Consider the following 20,919-nt stretch of genomic DNA (forward strand, 5'->3'; position numbering starts at 1 on the left):
CGTTACCCTTTTGGTTAGTTAGGTGTTTTTTTAGTGCCACTTATTCCTTTTTTATTCGGCTGGCATTTTGTTTAACAAAACTATCCCACCCAGAATAGCTTTTTCCTATAGCAACGCGCCCATCGTTATAAAAATGACAAACAGCTGCGGCCAGACCGTCCATAGAATCTAAATTTTTAGGCAGTGTTTTTAGGCCTAAAACACCTTGAAGCATCCTAGCCACTTGCTCCTTACTGGCGTTTCCATTTCCAGTAATAGCCATTTTAATTTTTTTGGGGGCGTATTCAGTAATTGGAATTTCACGGCTTAAACCGGCTGCCATAGCAACCCCTTGTGCCCGACCTAATTTAAGCATACTTTGCACGTTTTTTCCATAAAAAGGCGCCTCAATAGCAATTTCGTCTGGATGATGTGTTTCAATAAGCTCTATGGTGCGCTCAAAAATAAGTTTAAGTTTTAAGTAATGATCGTCGTATTTTTTTAAATCTAGCTCATTAAGCTGCATAAAAACCATGGTTTTACCCACCACCTTTATTAGTCCAAAACCCATTATTGTTGTCCCCGGATCAATACCTAATATTATTTTTTCTTTCTTCATTAATCACAATAATAGCAACCACTTAATGATACCGAAAGACCTACCGTTGCTGTAAATAGATTTCCATTAAACGATCCAAAACCACTAGAAACAGGTTTAAAATCTGAACTAAAACCGTAAACATATGCCACATCTATTAACACAGAAAGGGTTCTTGATAGGGTATAGTGTGCTTCCAATCCCGCCATAGCATTTACAAACGCGGTGTTATTTTCAGAAAAACCACTTAGTGGTTTCACCATAGAAAATCCTGGTCCCGCATGCGCCACAAGCCCAACAGAGGCTGGTAAAAAAGTAGCTACCGGCGATAAATCGTAAACAAATTGTGCGTTTATTCTGGAATAATTAATTTTAAAATATGGCGCGTCCGATGCGTGATTTAATCTGTTAAAACCATAATCTAGTTTTACGCCGTACTGTGGTTTAAACATGCGCTGCACACCAAGTTGTATGGTTGGAAAATTTAATGTTTCACCTTCAAAACCTGGTACAAAACCACTAGCATTTGGACTATTTACGCCGAGTAAAAATTGTGCTTTCCAACGGCTAGCTTCGCTTTGCGCATAGCTATTGGTTAGTAAAAACATCCAGAAACTTACTAGCACCAACCACTTAAATGGCTTACCTGTTATGAGCATAATAGTTTTATGTTTTAATTTGTACTTTAACCTTTTACCGGTATCCTATTAATTGTATGTTACAAAACATTTCACACAAAACTAAACAATTCTTTTTTGTACTCGTTAAAATAGGGGTGGTAGTAGCTGCTTTTTATTTTATTTATAACAAACTTACCAAAGACCCGGATTTAGATTTTTATCATTTTTTGGACTTGGTGATACAATCCAACTTAATTACCTTAAAAACGTGCAGCGTGTTATTGGTATTAACCTGCTTAAACTGGTATCTGGAAATAATGAAATGGCGCGTCCTTGTTACTACTTTAGCACCAATTTCGTTTTACAAAGCCGCAGAGCAATGTTTAAGTGCCTTAACAGCTTCCTTGTTTACACCTAATCGGGTTGGCGAATATGGTGTTAAAGCCCTGTATTATAAAGCCAGTAAGCGGAAGCAAATTGTGGCTTTAAACCTAATAGGAAACAGCTTACAAATGGCCGTAACCATTGGTTTTGGTTGCTTTGGGCTATCTGTATTTGTAAGATCATTTAACACCAAATTAGCCACCGTTAATATTAGTATCTTTTTGTTAGGCACTTTATTTTTTGGCCTAACCTTACTTTTTATTGTATACAAATTGAAAAACAAGTGGTTATTTTTAGATACAACTCTGGGGTACTTTAAAAATATTCCCTGCAAAACATATGCTTTGGCTTTCTTATTTTCGGTAGTGCGGTATGGTATTTTTTCGTTTCAGTTTTACTTTGTTTTAGCCCTTTTTAACAACGCTATAACCTTTTACCAAGCCTTTATAGGCATTACGAGTATGTATTTACTAGTGTCTATAATACCTAGTATTGTTATTTTTGATGTTCTGGTAAAAACCAGTGTAGCCATTTATATTTTTCAATTTTTAGATATAAGCAGTGTTTCGGTTTTAAGTACGGTTACGGTTATGTGGCTATTAAATTTTGTGTTTCCAAGTATTTTTGGTAGTATCTTTGTTTTAAAGCTCCCACTACCTAAATCTTAACTATGGTCTTTATATTAACCATTTATATTACTCTAGTATACGCTATTTTAATAGCATCGTTTGTTTATGGCTTTATAAAAGTACCCCATTTTAAGCTTAAAGCTACAAAACCTAAAACAGGTTTTTCCGTAATTGTGCCCTTTAGAAATGAAGAAGCCAACCTACCGCATTTTTTAAAATCGGTTAAAGAATTAGCATATCCCAAACATTTATTTGAAATTATTTTGGTGAATGATGCTTCAAGCGACAAATCTGCTGCCATTATTAATACCTTTATTGAAAATGGTTTGCACCATGTAAGCATGACCCAAAACACTCAAAAAAGTACTTCGCCAAAAAAAGAAGCCATATCGAAAGGTATAAAAAGCGCACAATACGATTGGATTATTACCACCGACGCCGATTGCCTATTGCCTAAATTGTGGTTACAATGTTACGATGCGTTTATACAACAAACCAACTACAAACTTATAGCCGCTCCGGTAAATTATTTTGATGTAACCTCTTTTCTAGACCGTTTTCAAACTATGGATCTTTTAAGCTTAATTGGTACTAGCATAGGCGGGTTTGGCCTAGGCGATCCGTTTTTAGCCAATGGCGCCAATTTAGCCTATCAAAAAAAGCTGTTTACCGCCTTGTCTGGGTTTGAAGGCTCTACCAAAATTGCCAGTGGCGATGATGTTTTTTTCTTACAAAAGGTGGTAAAAAATAATTCTGGCGATGTTGGTTATTTAAAAACCATACAGGCCACCGTTGAAACAAAAGCAGAGCCCAATTGGCAAAACTTGATATCGCAAAGACTGCGCTGGATGGCAAAATCTACACACTACACCAGCTGTTTTGCCATAGTATCTGGCATTATTGTAGCACTAATGAATTTGGTTTTACTTCTTTTAATTCCATTAACTATACTCGGACATTTAAGTTTACAAAGCTTTTTGTTTGTTGTTTTAACCAAGTTTATAGCCGATTTCATCCTGATATTTAAAACCAGTAGGCTGCTACAACAAGAATCTGTGTTACCTGCCTTTGTAGTTGCTAGTGTACTGTATCCTGTTTTTAGTATTTTTATTGTGGTTTTGTCGTTTTTTAGCAGCTACACCTGGAAAGGAAGGACTTTTAAGAAATAACTCCGTTATTTTAAAAACTTGTTATTATTTTTTTAGCTTTACAGCACTTCGTAATTTATATTTTGATGAAAAAAGCCTGCTTGCTCCTTTTACTTTTAGTGTTTAGCCTAAAAAGTGTTGCTCAAGAAACTTACAAGGTAAACAACGAAACAATTACCTTAACTACCGCTATTAGTGGTAATTTAGATTTACTCTGGACCATAGATGAAAAAAAATACAGGTATTTTGTTAGAACTGAAGATGGACACATACAAGAACTAAAAAACACCAAAAATGCGGAAACCAAAAAATATCAAGAGGAATACAAAACGCTTTTGCATAATTTAACAGCCGATTATGGTGTACCAACCAATAAAGTTAAATTAACCTTAAGCAGCTTAAAACTTTTTTTTAACACCTATAATGCCACAACCAATTTAAATTACGATTTTGAAGCGCGGGCCAAATTGCAAAGTAGGTTAGGTATTTTTGGCGGTATTACCAACCAACCACTTGTAGCAAACCCAAACAATGCCGGTGTACCGTTTTTTGGATTGGATTTCGAATTTTTTGAAACCAATAAACTACCAAAACACGCGTTATTTTTTCATATTAGACACGCACTGGAGGTTCAAGATTTTAAATACACAGCCACGCAAATGGCTATTGGATACCGTTACCGCTTTATAAATAAAGAGCGCTTTAATGTGTATGGTAATTTAAAACTGGTAACCTACAATTTTGGGAGCAGCACCCTTACCTCCAGCCTGCCAAATGGCAGCACTTACAAAGAATCTTTTTCCAACATAGATGTGCCTTTTATAATGGGGTTAGGCGCCGATTTTAAAATTACTAAAAACGGCTATATAACAGTTGCCTACCACGATATTTACGCGCTATTTACAGATAATAGTAACAACTTTCCAATGGATTATGCAATGGGCTTTAAATGGAATTTATAGCCTTGTTTTAACTAATTAGCCTGAATAATTACCGGCAACCTGAATGCCGTTTTAACTTGTTGGCTGCGCCTAATGGCTGGGAAAATTTTAGGCAGAGAATCTACACTTTTTGCAAGTAATTCCTGTATGTTTGGAATTTCTTTACGCGTAACACTATCTGCTTCAACGGTTAAAAGGGTAAGAACACCTTCTTTAGAAATTTCAAAATTCATATAAACCGTATCGGTAATACTTTGACTTACCACCAAGCTATTTTGCTGTAATTTTTGAGTAATAATTTGAGTTAACGTGTTCTGAAAACATCTTTTTTTAGCTTCTTTGGTAGCATTTTCATTGCAACTTTCAAACATCGGATACTCGTCTACGTCATTCCAGTTAAACGTAAGAAGTTCATTTTCTAGAATATCCTCTGAGGTTGTTTTTTTAGCATCAAAATAATTACAAGAAGTAACTACTAAACATATTAACAAAAAATATAGCTGTTTCATAGGCCCTTATTAGCCCGAAAAATACGATAATTTTACATTTTATCCCATAGCTTATTGGTTATGTCTGCCAAAATAAAGTCAGTAGAAAAAAAGCAACAGTATGCGCCGTTTGTTACCCCAAAAAAGCGCTTACTGTACATCTATTTACATACTCCGCTTTTAGGGAGGCCGGATTTCCTTTTTTATTAAATCATTTTAAAACAGGTTTGCCAAAAAAGGGCAAACGAATTGCCACCACTTAATTTTGAAGCTTTATTGGGAGAAAATACGGCACGGTAACTGGTTTATTTTGATGTTGGCCTGGTATAAAATCTGGTAGCAAACTTATAACCCGTTTCGCTTCGGCTTCTAATTCTGGATGTGGCGCTCTAGCCTTAATGCCGGAAACCTTTCCATCTGCATTAATTTTAAAAAACACACGCACTTGAGCCACACCCGTAATATTTAAATTGCTCATTAAATCCTTGTTAAAATTATTGGTAACAAAAGCGGTTAATTTTTGAGCCATACATGGCTTCTGATCCTCTTTTGATAAGGTTTCGCAGCCAACAAAAGTAGGCGCTTTATCTACAAGATTAACAGGCATTTCGGCAAAATCCGCTCCTTCGGTTTCGGTAATTTCTTCCACAGCTCTCACCGTAGTGTTTTTTAACAAACTTTGTAAGGCTTCTTTGTGTGTTTCTGTTAATTCGCCTTCTGCTTCAATTGCGTTTTTTAGCATATCAATTTGCTCTTGAATGCTTACTTTTTCTGTGGCCTCCGTAATAAGGTTAGGTTGCGTGGTATCTGTAGAACAGGATGCGTACAACAACATTCCAAATACCATTGGAATTACTAGACCATACTTTACTAACTGTACTTGTTTGGATTTTGTTTTTTGTAACATAATAATACGTTTTTTAATTACTGATTGTTTAAAAAATGGATTGACAAACGACACCTGATCTGTATCGAAAATTTGGGCCAATAAGGTTGCACAGTACTGCTTTTTGTTATCCTTTACGGCTTTAGAGTCGGCTATAAATTCATGTAAATCGACCATTCTACGCTGATACGTATATACAAAGGGATTAAACCAAAATACGATTCGCAAAATTTCGAATAACAATAAGTCCCAGGTATGCTTTTGGTTTACATGAACTAGCTCATGCGCTATAATTTGTTCGCGATGGGTACCTTTTAGGTTTTCGCCTAAAAATATGTAGTTAAAAAAAGAAAACGCGACGCTACTGTTTAGCACGTTAACAACATACACAGCGTCTTGTTTATGCTTTGGATTTTGATGAATAAGTTTTATAATTTTAAATAAGCGCAGGCAAAAAAATGCTGCAGATAGCACACTTCCAATTATTAAAACTAATAACAGGTAACCTAAAGAACTGTGTGATGTGCTACTACCTGTAATCACCACCTCTTGGAGGAAAATTGTATTAGGTGTTTGAGACAGTAAGGGCGGTAAATTAAGTACAAATTCTTTTGAAATAACTTCTTTAAACACAGCCACCTTAATAAAAGGCAAAACAACTGAAAGCAGCGCAGTAGCTAACAAAAAAACCCGATTCCAATTAAAAAAAGTTTCCCGTTTTAAAAACACATCATACAAGCACAAAAAGATTACCTGACATGCCAAAACTTGAATAATATAATGTATCATGATTTTTCATCTTTATGTATCTCATTTACAAGAGATTCCAATTCTGTTAAGCTAATATCGTTTTGCTTCACAAAAAAAGACACCATACTTTTAAAGGAGCCTTGAAAGTAATTATTTACCAAGGAGTTGATACTGTCGTTGCTGTAATCTTGTTTTTTAATCACAGGAAAATACACATGCCCTTTGCCTTTTTTTTCATAGTCTACAAAGCCTTTGGTTTCTAATATTCGCACTATTGTAGATACGGTATTATAAGCTGGCTTTGGGTCTGGAAGTTGTTTAATTATATTTTTAACAGGTGCTTTTTCAAGTTGCCACAACACCTGCATAATTTCCTCCTCTGCTCTGGTTAACTGTTTTTTCTGACTCATGGTTTTTCTCGTTTATAGGTTACTGGTAGCTATGCAGTTCATGGTTTAGATAGCGATAATTTGAACTCGCTTTAAGCGCTGTTTAAAACCCTAATAAGATTATTAGGTTCCACATAGAAACCATTCAACTAAAACATTAGTTACACAAATATAACTAAAAAATTAGTTTAAACTAATTTTTTAGTTATAAATTAATAATATTCTTTACCTATATTCGTGTTTAAAATTTAATGTATGGACATTTTTCTAGTTGTTATTGGTTTCCTATTTATGCTAGTTGGTATAGCCGGAAGCTTTTTGCCTATTTTACCAGGACCGCCATTAAGTTGGATTGGTTTATTACTACTTTACCTTACAGAAGCCGTTCCAAACGATTCTTGGTTTTTGGGGGTTACACTCGTAATTGCGCTTTTGGTTTTTGCTCTAGACTATATTATTCCAGCGGTTGGCACAAAACGCTTTGGCGGTAGTAGAAAAGGTATTATTGGCACTACGGTTGGTTTATTGGTAGCTATAATCTTTCCTGTTTTTGGGCCGTTAGGCATTATTATTTGGCCTTTTTTAGGAGCGTTTATAGGGGAAATGATTAATAAAGCAGATACAAAAGTGGCTGTAAAAGCTGCTTTTGGTTCTTTTTTAGGCTTTTTGGCCGGTACTTTTATTAAATTTCTGGTATCTGTTGTGTATTTGGGTTTCTTTTTGTGGACTGTTTGGGACTATAAAAACACGCTTTTTAGTTTTTAAAATAAGAAGAAACCTCATACTATTTTTAAGAAATAAAAATAAATATGAGGTTAGTGTAAATGCTATTGTGTCAACAAATTACTTATGAGGGATAACTTGTCGCTGATGCCTCAAAGGTACGGTTTACATTTTATTTTGTGTTGCGGTTTTCCCGTATTAGCATTACGGTAAAACCGTAAAAGCCAGTAAAGGCGGCACTTTACAGACTAAAATAATTTCTAAAAAAAGCAATTTTAACAAATTGCATAGGCTTTTATATAAAACCCATTTCCTTTGCCAAGGCTAGAAGTCGTTCATCACTACCATCGTGTACATCAAAAAGTATTTTAAGCTGTTTTTTTCGTTTTTCTATGGCACTTAAAGAAATTTGAAAATGCTCTTTTAAATTTTTTGTGCGTACGCCTTGAGACAATAAGTATAATATTTTTCTATCAATATCGTCTAAATTAAAATCGTTGGTTATTGTTTTACGAATAGTAGCGCTTACCGTGGCGCTGTAAAATGGTGGGTTATTTAAAACTGCCTGAAAGGCACTGGATAGCTCGCGCGAGGTTAAATCGCTTTTTATTAAAAACCCTTCAGGGTCAATTTCTCTAATAATATTATAAATTCTGTAAGGCTCGTTAAACATAGTTAACATAATTATTTTGGTTTTTGGCATTAAGCGGCGGGCGTATTTTGCTAAATCCTCTCCAGATGTAAAATCGCCATCACTAGAGGGTGGCAAGCTAATATCCATAAAAAGAACATGGTAATAGTTTTTAGAATCGCGAGCAGCTCTTAACATTTTTAAAGATTCGTCGCAATTATTAGCTATATCAATTTGAAGGTCTTGGTGTTCTTTTTTTGTGGCAATTAAAGTGTTTTGATAGCCTTCAATAATAATTGGATGGTCGTCGGTCATTAAAATACGAACAGTTTCTTTCATGTTGATAAGTAATTTCTATTCAAAATGGAATTTTTATGCTTATGGTAGTTCCTTTATTTATTTCGGAATTGATACGTAATTTTCCGCCACATTCGGAAACGCGGGCCTTCATGTTTTTGAGTCCAATACCTTTTTTGGATTTTTTCATATCAAACCCCGATCCGTTATCGGAAATGGTTAACCAAATTAGGTATTTACCAAGTTTAAAACTAATATCTACATGACTTGCTTGGGCATGTTTGTAAATATTTTGAAGCGATTCTTGGAGCACTCTATAAACGTGAATTTTTATTTTATTCGATATATTTTCCCAAGGGATATCGGAGTCACTTTTTAGTTGGTATGTTAGCTGATAGCTTTTTGTTTGTGCGTCAATTAAAGTTTTCAAAATTTCTAAATATCCCGAGTTTGCAATAAAATCTGCATTCAACTCATGAGACACCTCTCTTAAATCGTCTTCAATGTTTTTAAGCTCGGCTATATACCCTTCTCTGGTTTTTATGGCTGTGTCGGTAACGCTAAAATTTAAGCTGTCTAAACTTAAACGAATACCAAAAAGGCGTCCTAAAATGCCGTCGTGTAAATCTTGTGAAATGCGCTTTTTTTCGCTTAATCGGGCCTCATCTACTTTATCTTGTTGGGTAAGCATTAAATTATAAATTTCTTCGTTGGCCTCCTGTTGTTGCTGTATTAACGTTAACTGCCTATTTTTAGATCGTTGAAACAAAATAATATAAACCAAAATAAAGGTGAAAATTAAACCAACCGACAAAATTAACAGCCATAAACGCTCCCTAGAAATTCTATTTTTTTCTAGTTCTATTTGTTCGGTTTCAAATTCAATTCTGGCAAATTTATCTCTAATGGCGCGTTCTTTATCAATTAAACTATCGTTTAGTTGTATGTATTCATTCAAGTAAGCCACTGCTTTATTTGGTGCTTCTATTTTAGCTTTTAGTAGTAAAGCATTTAAAATAACATCGTTGGTTACTGCGGCTTTAGATAAGCTGTAAGCCGTATTGGCATATTGCAAGGCCTTGGTTTTATTGCCCTGATCTAAATAAAATTCCGAGGCATTTAAAGCTACAGACATTTTACTTAAATCGTTATCCAAACTATCGGCAATGGCATAGGCTTCCGAGAACATATGCGCCACTTTTCCCGTATCAAATTCCTTTGTTTTATGAGCTAACAAGGCATAATCCCCTAGTATAAGAGCATAATTATCTGGATCTTGCTTTAAGGTATTTTGGTTATTAAAAAGGGTTTTATAAATTTCTAAACTTTTATTGAATTGCTTTTTTTCTTTATAAATAAGCGCAATGTTGCTTTTTGAATACAAGGTATATAAAAAATTATCATCCAGTTGGTTACTGTAAGACAAAGCTTTTTCGTGGTATTCAATGGCTTTATCGAACATTTTTAGTTCATCGGATGCTATTGCTACCAAATTAAATAAACCCCACAAACTACCCAGCGTTTTAGGGTTTGATGGTAGGGATTGATACAGCCTTATAGCCTTAAAGGCATTGGTTTCGCAACCAACATAATCGCGCTCCTCAAACTGAATACTTGCCATAGCATTTAAAGCACTGGCTTGTTGACGCTTCATTTGTAAATTACCAAAATATTTAGAAGCATTGAAATAGTAGGTATAGCTACTATCGTTTTGCATTTTTTCGGAATGGTACCAACCCAATACATTATTTATATGGGCCATAGCTAGGGTATCCTGTAATTTTTTGGCTAATTTTAAGTTTTCGTGATTTACATTAAATAAAGAATCTACTGCAAACTGCTTCAAAAATAAAGTTGCTAATTGCCGTTTGGACTTTAAAATGGTGGTATCTTGTTTGGTTTTCTCGGAGAAAGCTATCGCTTTTTTTATAAAAATTTCCCGCTGGGCTAAATTATAGGTTTCCGAATTAGCCAATTGGCGGTAATGTAAAACACTGTCTAAATTTTTATGTTGTGCAATGCCAAACAATGGTAGCAGGCCAAACAACAAAAAAAATAAGTAGTTATAAAACATACTTTTTTTACATATACTACTCAATTTATTACTTTTTAAAGTTTACCATGTTCATTTTATGAAAGCGTATTTTCGGATAATAACAACAGCCTATTTGTTAACACCTGTATAACAAGTTTTTAAAATCACAACCGCCAATACTTTCACATGCCCGTTTACGCTACTATAGTCCTCTGGGCACATCTGTTTCGTAAAGATATAACATAAACACAAAAACCCTTTACTGAAAAGGGTTTTTGTGTTTAATGAACAGAACGGTTATTAACCTTGCTCTGGAACATCTTTAGCTTTTTTAACATGGCGTTTTACTTTAAAAGCATAAGTAAAATCGTCCTGTTGCGAAACCTCCTCTACATTGTTGCTGCTGGTATCCGCTTTTTTAACTGTTAAGCCTGTTAGTGTCATGCAAAAAATGGCTGCGACTAAAATAATTTTAAAGGTTTTCATGTTATGTATATTTAAATTAACTCAGTAGGGTTATTCTATTACATTGTTAAGCAACCTATAAGCTCAACTTGCCTAATGAACGTGCACAGAGCAAGCGGCAAACTGGCCAAAAGAGCCAACAATTGCTTTTAACATGAGGGAAGAGACAAAAACTGTCTGTAAAAAATGGATAAATTAACTTTAGATAAGCAGAAATTGGATTAGGGGACTTATTAAAGCAGCTATAAGGTAGCGGCTATTACGCTATTTATTACAACTAGACGACAAAAAACAATAATATTCGATAAAATGCGTATTTTGAGGAAAATTCTTACGTATAACTATTAGCAACATGTTGACAATTAACTTTATAAGCAGGGGTGTGCAAACATAATTTTAATAGTGTTTAAAAAAGTTAGTATCTTAAAGGTTTTTTGCAACATATTATGAAAGCGCTCTACACCAAATTTATTAGTTTTTTTAATTTACTACAAAGTAAAATTGCTTTTTACCCCGCTCTGTTTAGTACGGTTGGTTTTGGCTTTGCCTTGTTTATGCTCTATTTAGAAGAAATTGGCATTTCCGCCTTTGTTATAAAACAGGTGCCACAACTAGTAATTAATAATGCCGATACCGCAAAAACCCTTTTAAGTTTTTTAACTGGTGGCATTATATCTATTATGGTGTTTAGCTTTTCTATGGTTATGGTATTGCTCAATCAGGCTTCCAGTAATTTTTCGCCTAGAGTGTTGCCTGGTTTAATTTCCAACCGCAATCACCAGTATGTTTTAGGCCTGTATTTGGCTACCATTTTATACAACACCTTTACGTTGGTTGGTATAAATCCGCAAGAAAGCGATAAATACCAATTACCCGGATTTTCTGTACTTATTGGCATTGTTTTAACCGTTGTTTGCTTGGGTGCTTTTTTATACTTTATCCATTCTATATCGCAGTCCATTCAAGTAAACAATATATTGGACAGTATTTACCAAAAAGCTAAAATGCGATTAGAATTTCTATTGGAGAAAGAAACGGAACAGATTCCAGATTTTCCCAAAACAAAAAATTGGAAAACCATTTACAGCTCGCAAACAGGCTATTTTCAAAATATAGCGGTTCCTAACCTGGTGGATATTTGCAAAGACGCCGATATTAAATTAAAAATTTTACCTATTCAAGGACTCTTTGTTTTAAAAGGTGTTCCCATATTACAAGTTAATGAGAGCATTAGCACGGAATTATCCAACAAAATACTGTCTAACTTCAGTTTTGCAAAAGGCGAATTTGTTGAAGACAATTACGCATTGGCTTTCAAGCAAATTACAGAAATAGGAATTAAAGCCATGTCTCCAGGAATAAACGATCCCGGCACCGCCATAAGCACCATAGATTATTTAACCGAATTGTTTGCGCTTCGCTTAAGAAAAAACGACAAAACCATTATTACTTCAGATAACGAAGCACTCATTTTTGTTAGTACCACCAATTTTAAAGAACTGCTGTACCAAGTTATGGCAGCCTACAGAACTTACTGCAAACAGGATTTAAGTTGTATTCAAAAATTATTTATTATGTTTAAATATCTTTTGTTGCAAGAGGCGCATTTACCTGACTACCACCATGCGTTGCGGGCAGAAGCCAAACTCCTTTACGACGATGCCATGGAAACTATAACCAACAAAACGGATTTAAGGCGCATTGAAGCTCTTTTCCAAGGACTTCCAGACTAACATAGCATAAAATAGCCCGGATTTCATACTTTTTTAGGTAAAAAATTTGGACAACTTATGCGTACACTACTCGTTTTTGGATACGTTGTTAAATTTTGCCTTCATAGTTGGATTGTTATACGTTAACTTTTTAATGGTTAAATCCTCTGCCTTATTGTTGGCCAGCCTTAAATTATTTACTGAAGCCAGTAAGGCGTCCTTTGTTTTTTGTAAATGATTCATGGTTTTGTCAATTTCATCAATAGCTGTTTTAAATTGCCTACTGGCCAGATCGTAATTTCGGGCAAATCCAGCTTTAAAATCATTTATTTTTTCTTCAAAATTGGTAATATCTATATTTTGATTTCTTACCAAATTTAATTCTGCCTTATAAGCCATCGAATTCATGGCTGCATTACGGAGTAAGGTAATAATAGGAATAAAAAACTGCGGACGCACCACATACATTTTTGGATACCGATAGGAAACATCCACAATACCGGTATTATAAAAGTCGTTATCTGCCTCTAACATAGACACTAATACAGCATACTCGCAATTTTTAGATTGCCGATCCTTATCTAATTTTGCAAAAAAATCTTCATTCTTTTTTTTAGTAGCCGTTTGGTCGTTTTCATTTTTCATTTCAAACATAATTGAAATAATTTCGTTTTGAGACTCGTCAAACTCTCTAAAAATGTAATCGCCTTTATTACCACTTCTAGCATCGTTATCCTTTTCAAAATAGGCTTTCGGAAAGGCTGTTGCCCGAAGTTTATTAAACTCTGTTTCGCAATGCAACTCCAATGTTTCGCCCACCATTTTTGTTGAAAGCTTTTGCTTATAATCCTTTAAACGCAAAATTTCATCATCTTTCATCTTTATAATATCGTCTTTAACAGCCAATTTGTTTTTAAATTGCTCGTTAATAGATTTTTCTAGTAACTGGGTTTGCGTTTCTTTTATTTGCAAAGCATTTTTTAAATCGTCGCGCTCCTTTTCAACAACTTTCACGGCATTGGACACATCCAGCGCTTTTTGAATTTCAATTTGCTGAATGTGCGCTTTTAATTTGGTTAATACGGTTTCTTTTTCCGATAGTTTTTCTGCCAAATCGGAGGCCGCTTTCGCCTTTAATTGCAATAGTTCGTTATCTTTTTTTGTTAATTGTTGCTGCAATTCATTTCGTAAGTTAGCTTCGGTTAAAGCTACCGCATTTTGTTTTTCTTTCTCTGCAAGTGCCAAACGCGCGCTAAGCTCTTCTTCAAACTGATGGTCGCGCACCTGTTTTAATATATCGGCAAATCCGGCCTCATCTACTTTAAAAACTTTGTTGCAATTAGGGCAAATAATATCGTTCATCATAATATAAAAAGTGCATGTGTTGTTTGTGTAAAATTAAAACCGAAGCCCTTGCTGTAAACCAGCTTCTGTTAACATGGGTAACAACATTAATTTGTTAAAAGATACAAAATAACTAATATTATGCTTGTACCATAAAAAAGGAAAGACAATTTTCTTTATTAATTTGGCTTTAATGGGTCTAGCAAATTCCTTTAAAACAATTTTACAAACCACCGTAAAACAAAAAAGCATCCCAATTTTCTTACAAAGAAAAAAGGAAAGCTTTCCATTGGAATTCCCAACAACAACGGGAACTTCCTACAATTTACCTCAACACAACTGCCAAGGTAAAACAACACAACTAAATTTTTTGTTAACCAGGTAACTTTACTGCCAAAAAAAAGCTTCAATTTCTTGAAGCTTTCTGCAATAATTGCGGTCTGGACGGGAAGACATCAGTCTTAGTATTCCGCCCTATATCTTATACATAATTTCAAAAGCTATAAGCCTTAAAGGGGTTTTTACAGGGGTACTTTCTGTAAAAATTATTTCTTTAAGCGGAAGCAAAGATACAATCAATTTTCAATTAAACAAGCAAAATATATAAATTTAGTTTCACTCATTTTAAAGGACTAAATTTTAACGATTATCTTCAATAAGAACACTTTTACTTAAATACGATTTAAGTTCAAAAAACAAACGTTAAAATAAGTTTTTAAGCCATTAACGATCCAACTTTAGTTTTCTACTTATTACTTTTCGTGGCTGGCTCAAAAAAACATTACTCTTCTTTAACTTTAACTTGTCTTTATTCTTAAAGACTTTACATACATCTATACCAATACAAATATCGTTATATGTTACTGCATGTTTTTACTTATTCCTAACTTATGGTTTTATATGTCCAGTACCTCTATCTAGTTGTTAACCCTTCATTAACTGCTATATGTTATACCTTATTTAGGGTTTAGATTACTCTTATTATATAATAAGCTATTTACTGCAAATAGATTTCACCTTTTTAGCTACTTTTTGACGAAATATGTCCTCATAATTTCGCCTATCTTCAATTAAGTGTTTTTCGTAAATACCATTGTATTTTTTTCTACAATTAGTCTTTTTTTTAGGGTTTAAAGTTTCTATCAACAATCGTGTTTTTTCTAAACCAATAGCCCTTATTCCTTTATATATTAAAAATTCTGACATTTCTGTAATCGCACCACCTTTAAGATTTATATAGGCTTCTGGTGATATAACATCTATAAATTCGACTTTGTCAAGTGTCTTAATTAAATTTTCTCCTAGATACTTCCAGTTGTTCTTTAACTTTAATAAGGTATTTACCTTTTTGTTAAACATCTTCATTCCACTTACCTTATGACCTTGTATTTCATATCTAAATAAGAAGTTGTTTTTTGTTATTTTATCGTAAGAGCGTTCCAACTTGTCTTTATCGTTGTAAATCTCCCTAATTTTATCATAAAAAATTACATGATAATTTTTCCCTTTAAACTTTACACCTTTGTCTTCGTGTGTACTTTTTTTAAAGTTTTTATATCGAGATACACAAAGTGCAATACCCTCAAATTCTTTTGTAAATCTAATTGTTACTCCAGTTTCTAATTTTGTTATTTCTGCATTCCATAAAATGTTCTCATCTATCCCTAATCTTTTACTTAAAAGACTTATACAATGACAAAAATCTTTGTAATTAAAATCTCTAATATTATATTTTCCATAATACCATTTTCTAATACTGCCTTCTACATATAATTTATGATTACCAAATTTTGTATCATAAGCTAATATTAACTTTAAAGAATGCTTTTTGTTTTTCTTACCTAAATCCTCATCACTTGTAAGGTATTTTATAAATACAAAAATTTCTGGGTTAAATCTTGAGCTACCAAATCTTCTATAAGAATTAAGCATATCTTCTTCAACAGGATAGTTTGTTACTAAAAATTTTATTTTATCTACCATAACTACCTGTTTAAAAAATTAACTATTTCTCTTCTTTCTACAAGGATTTTTCCATTACGTTTTGGTTGGGAAACTTTTAATCCTTTTTCTCTTAATCTATCAAATGTTTTACGACTTATGTTAAAGTCTTCTATCACTTCATTTACTGTAAGCCAATCCTTTTGTTGGTTTTCTTCAATAAGCCTTTGTAAAGCCTTTAATTTCTTAATGGTGTACACTTTTAACTTGTACATTTCTACATCTCTTTTCATTAGTATAATTTTAAATTAATGGGACTATTCCCTACACTTATCTTATACCTCCAAAAGTTTTTTTCGTTCGCAGAAATGCGTTAAATTTTTGTTAAATCTTTAAAATTAAGCCATTATTCAAAAGCAATAGTAAGTAAAGCAGTTTCTGAATTAATTTCATTTTTGCGTTCCCATTTATATTTTTTCGCATTTTTTATTGCACTTGAGATTAAGCAATTACTTAAATTGGTTGTTCCTTTAGTAGGATTTGCACTTTTAAAACTCCCATCATTATTTACTTGAACTAATAAGACTACTATTCCTTTTTCATTACAATCAGCTTTTTTATATTTTGGCTTAAAAACTATTTTTCTAACGCTCTTTTCATTCATTATTTCGCCATTACCTGATCCAACACCTGTTTTAATTACATTTTCAACTATTTTATCTTTTACAGGTTTTATATATTCTTCATCTGTCGATAAATAGTCCAAACTTATATCATTTCCTAATATATCAATATTTGCGTCTACCAATTCGGGTGTAGAATATTTTATATTTAAAGTATCTAATTTACTCACTAATAGAGCTGTTTCATTTTCACTATCACACCTACTGGATTTGTAAAGTTTTCCATTTATGTAAAGCTCAATATAACAATCCCAATTCTCATAAACTTTTAAACTAAAAGTACCTAAATCATCATCTTCTACTCCTTTAATATTCCATTTTTGACTAATTCGAACATTGTCGCTATTTATAGTGCTTTCGAGTTTAATTTTTTTAGCATATAGAATAAAATCATCCTTATACATAATTGTAATTTTATACAGACCTTTAGCTCTTTTATGAAAGTCTCTTTCAATAGTCAACATTTTATTTCCGTCTTCATACAATTTTTTTCTATCTTCAATACCAACCTCAAAAAATTCTTTAGCTGACAAACTCTTTTCAACTCGCTCTAAAAATGATATATCATCGGAGATAAATGTTGTACTTCTTATTTTATAAGCAGTATCTAAATCCATATTGATAACCCTTTTTAAAACCTGTTTTCTCTTATTGTAGTTATAAGTAAAAGTATATACAGATGTAGCTTTTCCTTTTTCTATGGTTTCAGTTGGACTTTGCAACTCCCAATTTGTCTGTAAATAATCGGTTAACCCATATTCTGAAAGTTCTGACAAGTAAAGAAAATCTGATAAACTATTTACTTGAGAATTACTTGTTTTAATAAAGATTAGTGTAGATAGTAGAGCTAAAATAAGATGTTTTTTCATTGTTATTTTTATTAACCCTATCAGTTCCGAAAAGAGCATTAACAATAAAAAAATAAGCGTGGAACTGTAGCTTATCGATAGAGAGGTACTGGAATACCCATATGCAAACAAACTAAGCCCACGCCATAGCGTGAGCATTAATCTATTCTTCCTGCATATGATAAATTTCCAGTTTTCTCTATCAGTGAATAGCTAACGCTAACTTATATGTATTTTCTTCTTTTTTATTTCATGTCGCCAATTTACAAATTATATATATCAGTTTATAAAATTATCTAAAACTAACCATTTGCATAGTTTCTTTTAAGGTATTTACATCAGTATTTACATAGATAGCTGATGTACTAATCTTTTTATGCCCCATTAGCTTCATTATAGTAAAAGCATTTTGGTCTTTTCCTAATATCGTTCCAAATGTATGTCTAGCAAGATGAAAGGACACATTTTTATCCACTTCTGCCAATTCAGCTATCTCTTTAAGTATATAATTAGTTTTCTGATTACTAACCACTTTAAAAACAGTATTTCGCTCTCTTTTCATCTTGACATTTTTAGCAATAATTCTTTTTGCTTCTTTATTTAGCGGTATCTGAACAGGGTTTTTAGTTTTCTCTTGTATTATTTGCATTACACCATTTTTAATATTATCCCATTTTAGATTCATTACATCTCCAAAACGTAAACCTGTATAACAAGCGAATAAGAATTTATCCTTAGTTTCATCTAATCTTTTATTAAAGCTAACATCTAAATCGACAATAGCGTTTAATTCTTGTTTTGTTAAAGCCTCATTTTTAGATTTTGGTTTATCTAATTTAAAGTTTTTGTATGGATAATCATCGATTAAGTTCAAATCATAGGCTAATTTTAAAGTTGTTCTAAAATTCTTATGTCTATTCCAAACCCCACCTTTTCCAGTCTTTTTGTCAACTAAAAGATAATAATTAAAATCCTGTATTAGCTTTAAATCTATATCACTTAACCTTAGATTAGGCTTAAATTCTTTTAGTCGTTTTCTTAACAATAGATAACTTTCTTTAGTGTACTGGGAGATTTCGGTAAACTTATTTTTACAGAATACCTCATCGAAATACTTGTAATAACATTCCGTATCTTCTTTTTTAAACAGACTTACAATTTCATCACGAGAAACTGTTTTACCTCTTGCTTTTCTATCGCTAATCAAATCTTCTATTTCCAAAACGGAACGATTTAAATGAGCGTTAAACATTCCATAACCTTTTCCAATAGCTTTTTGGTTTTTACTATCCCAATGTTCCTGTAAAACACTTTCTCCCATAGATAATTTCACGAGTTGTTTACCATTTAGACTAATTTTTAAATACAAAGGACAAGTGTTGTCGTTTCTTACTTTATCCTTTCTAATAACAATCCTTACATTGTAATTCAATTTCATAATATTTATGTTTTTGCGTTCTACTATATAATATCCAGTAGCAAAATTTTTGTAGCTAAGTTCTTTGTCTTTTTTGTAAAATCAATGAGAAAGTCAATAATAATCAGTCTTTCAAAGAATGTTAAATTTTATAAATTCTAAAACCTCTAGGTAATCCACACCCTTTTTTAGGGAGTAAACTGTAAAAAGAGACCGAAAAATAATAGAGGGGTTTTAATAGGGGTTTAAATTTTGTCGAACGATGACTAAAGATGGCGAAATAAGGGTTTTTAAACAAACCAATATTTGTAAGAGATTACAAAGGAAACACCTAACAAAATTAACTTTTAGGCATAAAAAAAGCCCATCTTTCGATGAGCTTTTGCGGTCTGGACGGGACTCGAACCCGCGACCTTCGCCGTGACAGGGCGACATTCTAACCAACTGAACTACCAGACCGTTGCTTTACTGCAAGCTTGCTAAATTAGTTTGTAAAAATTAATCCCTCAAGCGGGTGCAAAGATAAACAGCTTTTTTAATTTTACAAGCCTTTTTTCTATAAATTTTAATTTATTTTTTATCACGAAAACTTTTTACGCGCTAGCATAAAGGCTGTCAAGACATTATCGAAAGGTTTATTTATATCTGCCTCCACATAATTAATACGGTATTGCTGACATTTTTGTTTAATTGATTTAAAATAATCCCTAATAGCTTGCTCGTAGTTATCCTTAACAGTATCTGCATATATATTTACATGCTCGCCTGTTTCTACATCTATAAATTGTTTAGGGCTGTTACTAAAATTAAAAGTCCATTCTTTTTCTTTATCGAATACATGAAACAAAACCACTTCGTGTTTGTTATATTTTAAATGGCGTAACGCGCTAAAAAGTTTTTCTTGGTTTGTTTCGGTTTGAAACATATCGGTAAACAAAAATATAAGCGACCGTCTGTGAATTTTTTCTGCTATTTGGTGCAAATACGTAAACGTATCTGTTTGGCGTGCCGTTGGTTTTTGTTGTACCAGAGTACTTAATTGATGAAGCAACATTTGGTGGTGCCGCTCGCTTCCTTTTTCAGGAGCATAAAAATCGTAGGCATCACTAAATACGCTTAAACCTACTGCATCGCGCTGTTTTTTTAAGATATGTATTAAACAAGCCGAAGCTAAAACCGAAAAACCTATTTTATTTAAGTTGTTTATATCTGGTGTTTTAACATCTGGATAATGCATGGAGCTGCTATTGTCAACAATTAAATGGCAGCGCAGGTTGGTTTCGTCGTCGTAGCGCTTGGTGTATAATTTGTCTGTTTTGGCATAAAGTTTCCAATCTATATGCCGAGTACTTTCGCCTTGATTGTAAATTTTATGCTCCGCAAACTCTGCCGAAAAACCATGAAACGGGCTTTTGTGCATGCCCGCCACAAAGCCTTCAACTACCTGTTTGGCAAGTAATTCCAAGTTTTTAAAACCGCCTGCTTGATTTAATTCGTGTTGTAAGTCCATTTGTTTGCATTAGTTCGTGCTTTGGTTTCTTTTGAGTAAGAAACACTGGCGTTACTAGTTTTACCTAGCTAATTTACCTTAATTTTTTGTGATTTGCCCAAACTAAAAAAGGTTTGCCATTGTAGCAAACCTTTTTAGTATATAATTAGTTTTTATGCGTGGCTCCAAAAACCACCCTAAAACCTATAATAACGAATCTATCGCGTCTGTATAAGCACTTTTTTGAGCTACACCTACTTGACGCCCAACTACTTCACCGTTTTGAAAAACTAAAACAGTAGGAATGTTACGCACGCCATATTTGGCAGCAAATTCTTGATTGGCATCTACGTCTACCTTTCCAACAACAGCTTTGCCTTCATATTCTGCACTAATTTCATCAATAATAGGTCCTACCATGCGGCATGGTCCACACCAAGCGGCCCAAAAATCTACCATTACAGGCTTGTCACTTTTTAATACGGTTTCCTCAAATGTTGCATCTGTTATCTCTAATGCCAT

The 20,919-nt window shown here is 33.2% G+C and carries 20 protein-coding genes and 1 tRNA gene; 5 read left to right on the forward strand and 16 right to left on the reverse strand.

Going from position 1 to position 20,919, the window contains the following annotated elements:
* Window positions 1–40 precede the first annotated feature (40 nt).
* Window positions 41–598, reverse strand: coding sequence for a crossover junction endodeoxyribonuclease RuvC (gene ruvC / locus ACFSQP_RS04910; RefSeq protein ID WP_376892260.1), 558 nt, complete (start codon window positions 596–598; stop codon window positions 41–43).
* Entirely contained in the window at window positions 598–1,236 is a 639-nt protein-coding gene (locus tag ACFSQP_RS04915) for a cell envelope biogenesis protein OmpA (protein ID WP_376892261.1), read from the reverse strand. The genes ruvC and ACFSQP_RS04915 overlap by 1 nt, the downstream gene beginning before the upstream one ends.
* 56 nt (window positions 1,237–1,292) lie before the next feature.
* Here ACFSQP_RS04915 and ACFSQP_RS04920 point away from each other — a divergent pair, with 56 nt between their 5' ends.
* The 3 genes from ACFSQP_RS04920 (at window position 1,293) to ACFSQP_RS04930 (ending at window position 4,320) form a co-directional block, all read left to right on the forward strand.
* Entirely contained in the window at window positions 1,293–2,249 is a 957-nt protein-coding gene (locus tag ACFSQP_RS04920) for a hypothetical protein (protein WP_376892263.1), read from the forward strand.
* Window positions 2,250–2,251: 2 nt separating this feature from the next.
* Window positions 2,252–3,379, forward strand: coding sequence for a glycosyltransferase (locus ACFSQP_RS04925; protein ID WP_376892264.1), 1,128 nt, complete (start codon window positions 2,252–2,254; stop codon window positions 3,377–3,379).
* 65 nt (window positions 3,380–3,444) lie between these two features.
* Complete coding sequence (locus ACFSQP_RS04930) at window positions 3,445–4,320, forward strand: hypothetical protein (RefSeq protein WP_376892265.1); 876 nt, start codon at window positions 3,445–3,447, stop codon at window positions 4,318–4,320.
* 11 nt (window positions 4,321–4,331) lie between these two features.
* Here ACFSQP_RS04930 and ACFSQP_RS04935 read toward each other — a convergent pair whose 3' ends face one another.
* From ACFSQP_RS04935 to ACFSQP_RS04945, 3 genes are all read right to left on the reverse strand, one after another.
* Window positions 4,332–4,808: a hypothetical protein gene (locus tag ACFSQP_RS04935; RefSeq protein ID WP_376892266.1), complete on the reverse strand. Its 477-nt coding sequence runs from the start codon at window positions 4,806–4,808 to the stop codon at window positions 4,332–4,334.
* A 238-nt stretch (window positions 4,809–5,046) separates the two neighbouring features.
* Entirely contained in the window at window positions 5,047–6,462 is a 1,416-nt protein-coding gene (locus ACFSQP_RS04940) for a M56 family metallopeptidase (RefSeq protein WP_376892268.1), read from the reverse strand.
* Entirely contained in the window at window positions 6,459–6,833 is a 375-nt protein-coding gene (locus ACFSQP_RS04945; RefSeq protein WP_376892270.1) for a BlaI/MecI/CopY family transcriptional regulator, read from the reverse strand. Before ACFSQP_RS04945 ends, ACFSQP_RS04940 begins: the two co-directional genes overlap by 4 nt.
* 234 nt (window positions 6,834–7,067) lie before the next feature.
* Between ACFSQP_RS04945 and ACFSQP_RS04950 the strand changes: the two genes are divergently transcribed.
* Window positions 7,068–7,577 (forward strand): DUF456 domain-containing protein, encoded by a 510-nt coding sequence (locus tag ACFSQP_RS04950; RefSeq protein WP_376892271.1) that lies wholly within the window; start codon window positions 7,068–7,070, stop codon window positions 7,575–7,577.
* Between the two features lie 253 nt (window positions 7,578–7,830).
* Here the strand turns inward: ACFSQP_RS04950 and ACFSQP_RS04955 are convergent, their stop codons facing one another.
* The 3 genes from ACFSQP_RS04955 to ACFSQP_RS04965 form a co-directional block, all read right to left on the reverse strand.
* Window positions 7,831–8,505: a response regulator gene (locus tag ACFSQP_RS04955; protein ID WP_376892272.1), complete on the reverse strand. Its 675-nt coding sequence runs from the start codon at window positions 8,503–8,505 to the stop codon at window positions 7,831–7,833.
* Between the two features lie 19 nt (window positions 8,506–8,524).
* The gene (locus ACFSQP_RS04960; protein WP_376892273.1) at window positions 8,525–10,537 is read right to left on the reverse strand and encodes a tetratricopeptide repeat-containing sensor histidine kinase; all 2,013 of its coding nucleotides are present in this window, start codon (window positions 10,535–10,537) and stop codon (window positions 8,525–8,527) included.
* Window positions 10,538–10,798: 261 nt separating this feature from the next.
* A complete protein-coding gene (locus ACFSQP_RS04965) occupies window positions 10,799–10,984 on the reverse strand; it encodes a hypothetical protein (protein ID WP_376892275.1) in 186 nt (61 codons plus the stop codon).
* Window positions 10,985–11,409: 425 nt separating this feature from the next.
* On the opposite strand from ACFSQP_RS04965, the gene ACFSQP_RS04970 reads away from it, so the two are divergent.
* On the forward strand, window positions 11,410–12,696 hold the full coding sequence (locus ACFSQP_RS04970; protein WP_376892276.1) for a DUF2254 domain-containing protein: 1,287 nt from the start codon (window positions 11,410–11,412) through the stop codon (window positions 12,694–12,696).
* Window positions 12,697–12,762: 66 nt separating this feature from the next.
* Here the strand turns inward: ACFSQP_RS04970 and ACFSQP_RS04975 are convergent, their stop codons facing one another.
* The 8 genes from ACFSQP_RS04975 to trxA all read right to left on the reverse strand — a co-directional run bounded on the left by ACFSQP_RS04975 (window position 12,763) and on the right by trxA (window position 20,919).
* Window positions 12,763–14,040 carry a DUF2130 domain-containing protein gene (locus ACFSQP_RS04975; RefSeq protein WP_376892278.1) on the reverse strand — a complete coding sequence of 426 codons (1,278 nt, stop codon included), beginning with the start codon at window positions 14,038–14,040 and terminating at the stop codon, window positions 12,763–12,765.
* A gap of 972 nt (window positions 14,041–15,012) precedes the next feature.
* Window positions 15,013–16,002, reverse strand: coding sequence for a hypothetical protein (locus tag ACFSQP_RS04980; RefSeq protein WP_376892279.1), 990 nt, complete (start codon window positions 16,000–16,002; stop codon window positions 15,013–15,015).
* Window positions 16,003–16,004: 2 nt separating this feature from the next.
* On the reverse strand, window positions 16,005–16,253 hold the full coding sequence (locus ACFSQP_RS04985) for a hypothetical protein (protein WP_376892281.1): 249 nt from the start codon (window positions 16,251–16,253) through the stop codon (window positions 16,005–16,007).
* Between the two features lie 113 nt (window positions 16,254–16,366).
* The gene (locus tag ACFSQP_RS04990; RefSeq protein ID WP_376892282.1) at window positions 16,367–17,512 is read right to left on the reverse strand and encodes a hypothetical protein; all 1,146 of its coding nucleotides are present in this window, start codon (window positions 17,510–17,512) and stop codon (window positions 16,367–16,369) included.
* A gap of 271 nt (window positions 17,513–17,783) precedes the next feature.
* Entirely contained in the window at window positions 17,784–18,929 is a 1,146-nt protein-coding gene (locus tag ACFSQP_RS04995) for a site-specific integrase (RefSeq protein WP_376892284.1), read from the reverse strand.
* Window positions 18,930–19,293: 364 nt separating this feature from the next.
* Window positions 19,294–19,367: transfer RNA gene (locus tag ACFSQP_RS05000), tRNA-Asp, on the reverse strand.
* A gap of 121 nt (window positions 19,368–19,488) precedes the next feature.
* Complete coding sequence (locus tag ACFSQP_RS05005; RefSeq protein ID WP_376892286.1) at window positions 19,489–20,418, reverse strand: DUF58 domain-containing protein; 930 nt, start codon at window positions 20,416–20,418, stop codon at window positions 19,489–19,491.
* Window positions 20,419–20,601: 183 nt separating this feature from the next.
* Window positions 20,602–20,919 carry a thioredoxin gene (gene trxA, locus ACFSQP_RS05010; RefSeq protein ID WP_376892287.1) on the reverse strand — a complete coding sequence of 106 codons (318 nt, stop codon included), beginning with the start codon at window positions 20,917–20,919 and terminating at the stop codon, window positions 20,602–20,604.

Source organism: Bizionia sediminis (genome assembly GCF_042684585.1).
Taxonomy (GTDB): Bacteria; Bacteroidota; Bacteroidia; order Flavobacteriales; family Flavobacteriaceae; genus Algorimicrobium; species Algorimicrobium sediminis.

Coding starts and splice junctions, on each gene's coding strand:
- ACFSQP_RS04925 (WP_376892264.1), top strand. CDS start 2,252: ATGGTCTTTATATTAACCATTTATATTACTCTAGTATACGCTATTTTA.
- ACFSQP_RS04930 (WP_376892265.1), top strand. CDS start 3,445: ATGAAAAAAGCCTGCTTGCTCCTTTTACTTTTAGTGTTTAGCCTAAAA.
- ACFSQP_RS04955 (WP_376892272.1), bottom strand. CDS start 8,505: ATGAAAGAAACTGTTCGTATTTTAATGACCGACGACCATCCAATTATT.
- ACFSQP_RS04920 (WP_376892263.1), top strand. CDS start 1,293: ATGTTACAAAACATTTCACACAAAACTAAACAATTCTTTTTTGTACTC.
- ruvC (WP_376892260.1), bottom strand. CDS start 598: ATGAAGAAAGAAAAAATAATATTAGGTATTGATCCGGGGACAACAATA.
- ACFSQP_RS04985 (WP_376892281.1), bottom strand. CDS start 16,253: ATGAAAAGAGATGTAGAAATGTACAAGTTAAAAGTGTACACCATTAAG.
- ACFSQP_RS04965 (WP_376892275.1), bottom strand. CDS start 10,984: ATGAAAACCTTTAAAATTATTTTAGTCGCAGCCATTTTTTGCATGACA.
- ACFSQP_RS04945 (WP_376892270.1), bottom strand. CDS start 6,833: ATGAGTCAGAAAAAACAGTTAACCAGAGCAGAGGAGGAAATTATGCAG.
- ACFSQP_RS04915 (WP_376892261.1), bottom strand. CDS start 1,236: ATGCTCATAACAGGTAAGCCATTTAAGTGGTTGGTGCTAGTAAGTTTC.
- trxA (WP_376892287.1), bottom strand. CDS start 20,919: ATGGCATTAGAGATAACAGATGCAACATTTGAGGAAACCGTATTAAAA.
- ACFSQP_RS04980 (WP_376892279.1), bottom strand. CDS start 16,002: ATGGTAGATAAAATAAAATTTTTAGTAACAAACTATCCTGTTGAAGAA.
- ACFSQP_RS04950 (WP_376892271.1), top strand. CDS start 7,068: ATGGACATTTTTCTAGTTGTTATTGGTTTCCTATTTATGCTAGTTGGT.
- ACFSQP_RS04960 (WP_376892273.1), bottom strand. CDS start 10,537: ATGTTTTATAACTACTTATTTTTTTTGTTGTTTGGCCTGCTACCATTG.
- ACFSQP_RS05005 (WP_376892286.1), bottom strand. CDS start 20,418: ATGGACTTACAACACGAATTAAATCAAGCAGGCGGTTTTAAAAACTTG.
- ACFSQP_RS04990 (WP_376892282.1), bottom strand. CDS start 17,512: ATGAAAAAACATCTTATTTTAGCTCTACTATCTACACTAATCTTTATT.
- ACFSQP_RS04970 (WP_376892276.1), top strand. CDS start 11,410: ATGAAAGCGCTCTACACCAAATTTATTAGTTTTTTTAATTTACTACAA.
- ACFSQP_RS04975 (WP_376892278.1), bottom strand. CDS start 14,040: ATGATGAACGATATTATTTGCCCTAATTGCAACAAAGTTTTTAAAGTA.
- ACFSQP_RS04940 (WP_376892268.1), bottom strand. CDS start 6,462: ATGATACATTATATTATTCAAGTTTTGGCATGTCAGGTAATCTTTTTG.
- ACFSQP_RS04935 (WP_376892266.1), bottom strand. CDS start 4,808: ATGAAACAGCTATATTTTTTGTTAATATGTTTAGTAGTTACTTCTTGT.
- ACFSQP_RS04995 (WP_376892284.1), bottom strand. CDS start 18,929: ATGAAATTGAATTACAATGTAAGGATTGTTATTAGAAAGGATAAAGTA.